The sequence below is a fragment of the Blastococcus sp. KM273128 genome, from assembly GCF_021698975.1.
In the GTDB taxonomy this organism is placed as follows: Bacteria; Actinomycetota; Actinomycetes; order Mycobacteriales; family Geodermatophilaceae; genus Blastococcus.
In genome coordinates this window covers 1-1,832 of the sequence record NZ_SSXA01000149.1, presented here as the reverse complement: position 1 = coordinate 1,832, position 1,832 = coordinate 1, and the positions used below count along the sequence as shown (strand labels likewise).

Annotated in this window: 3 protein-coding genes; all 3 read left to right on the top strand. The window is 74.2% G+C overall.

Features of this window, described 5'->3' with window-relative positions; translation table 11 throughout:
• The coding region (locus tag E9529_RS21325; RefSeq protein ID WP_236833262.1) for a rhodanese-like domain-containing protein at positions 1–570 on the top strand (570 nt) is incomplete at its 5' end.
• Between the two features lie 4 nt (positions 571–574).
• Positions 575–1,540 carry a sulfite exporter TauE/SafE family protein gene (locus E9529_RS21320; protein ID WP_236833261.1) on the top strand — a complete coding sequence of 322 codons (966 nt, stop codon included), beginning with the start codon at positions 575–577 and terminating at the stop codon, positions 1,538–1,540.
• 4 nt (positions 1,541–1,544) lie between these two features.
• Positions 1,545–1,811: a metal-sensitive transcriptional regulator gene (locus E9529_RS21315; protein ID WP_236833260.1), complete on the top strand. Its 267-nt coding sequence runs from the start codon at positions 1,545–1,547 to the stop codon at positions 1,809–1,811.
• The last annotated feature ends 21 nt before the right edge of the window (positions 1,812–1,832 follow it).

Here is a 1,832-nt window from a genome sequence, read left to right as displayed (position 1 = left end):
ACCGTCGACGCCCCCACCCTCGTCGAGCGCCTCGGCAGCAGCTCCCACCCGGACCCCACGCTGATCGACGTCCGGACCCCGGCGGAGTTCGAGGCCGGCCACATCCCCGGCGCGGTCAACGTCCCCCTCGACGAGCTCAAGGGCTCGCTCGACCAGCTCTGCACGGTCCTGGACGACCACCACGACGTCGTCCTCGTCTGCCGCTCCGGGGCCCGGGCGGGACAGGCGCAGGAGGCGCTTCAGGCGGCCGGCCTCACCTCGCCCAGCGTCCTCTCCGGCGGCATCGTGGACTGGGAGAGGACCGGTGGCGCGGTGAACCGCGGCCGGCAGAGCTGGGAGCTCGAGCGCCAGGTCCGCCTGGCCGCCGGGTCCCTCGTCGTCGCCGGGATCCTGGGCAGCACGGTCGCCCCCAAGGCGAAGTGGCTGTCCGGCTTCGTCGGCGGCGGGCTGGTCTTCGCCGCCGTCTCCAACACCTGCGCCATGGGCATGGCACTGGCGAAGATGCCGTGGAACAAGCGGGGCGCCCGCGCCACCGGCTCGGCGCTGGACCAGCTGACCCGGAAGCGGTGACCCGATGCTGATCGCGCTCACCGTCGCACTGGCCGTCGTCGTCGGAGTCACCCTCGGGCTGCTCGGCGGAGGCGGCTCGATCCTGATGGTGCCGCTGCTGGTCTACGTGGCCGGCATGGACGCCAAGGAGGCGATCGCCGCCTCACTCGTGGTCGTCGGCGTCACCGCGGCGGTGAGCGTGGTCGGCCACGCCCGCGCCGGGCGCGTCCGCTGGCGCACCGGCCTGCTCTTCGGGGCGGCCGGCATGGCCGGCGCGCTGGCCGGCGGGTTCGTCGGCGGCCACCTCCCCGGGCAACTGCTGATGATCGCCTTCGCCCTGATGATGGTCGCCACCGCGGTGGCCATGCTGCGCGGCCGCCAGGACGTCGACCCGGCCAAGGCGCACGCCGAACTGCCCGTGGGTCGGGTACTGCTCGACGGCGTCGTCGTGGGACTGGTCACCGGCCTGGTCGGCGCGGGTGGCGGTTTCCTCGTCGTCCCGGCGTTGGCCCTGCTCGGCGGGCTGCCGATGGGCGTGGCCGTGGGCACCTCCTTGCTGGTCATCGCCATGAAGTCCTTCGCCGGGCTGAGCGGCCACCTGGCCACCGTGTCGATCGACTGGGCCCTCGTGGGTGCGGTCACCGTCGCCGCTGTCGTCGGGAGCCTGCTCGGGGCGCGGCTGGTCGACCGCATCCCGGCCGATGCGCTGCGCCGGGCGTTCGGGTGGTTCGTCCTGGCCATGGGCGCCTTCGTGCTCGTCCAGGAGGCGCCGGACGGTGCGCGGCTCCCGGCACTGATCGCCGTGCTCGGCGTGGCCGCAGCGATGGGGACCTGCACGGCGTTCGTGCCCCGGTGCCCCCTCCGCAACGCCGGGATCGCCCGGCCCGGAACCGGGCGGCGGCAGGGACGCCGGGGAATGCACGCGCACCGCTCGGTGCTGACTCTCCCGGTACCCGGCGGGGTATCGCTCCCGGGACTCGCGAGAGGATGAGGCCATGCAGCTCGAGAACACCCAGGTCGTCGGCGACGTCGTCAAGCGGCTGCGCCGCGCCGAGGGTCAGCTCGCGGGCGTGATCCGCATGCTGGAGGCCGGCCGCGACTGCGAGGACGTCGTCACGCAGCTGGCCGCCGTGTCCCGGGCGCTCGACAAGGCCGGGTTCGCCATCATCGCCACCGGCCTCGAGCAGTGCATCACCGCCGGCGAGAACGGCGACGCCCTCGACCGCGCGCGGCTCGAGAAGCTGTTCCTCTCCCTGGCCTGAGCACACGCCACCGCGGCCCGC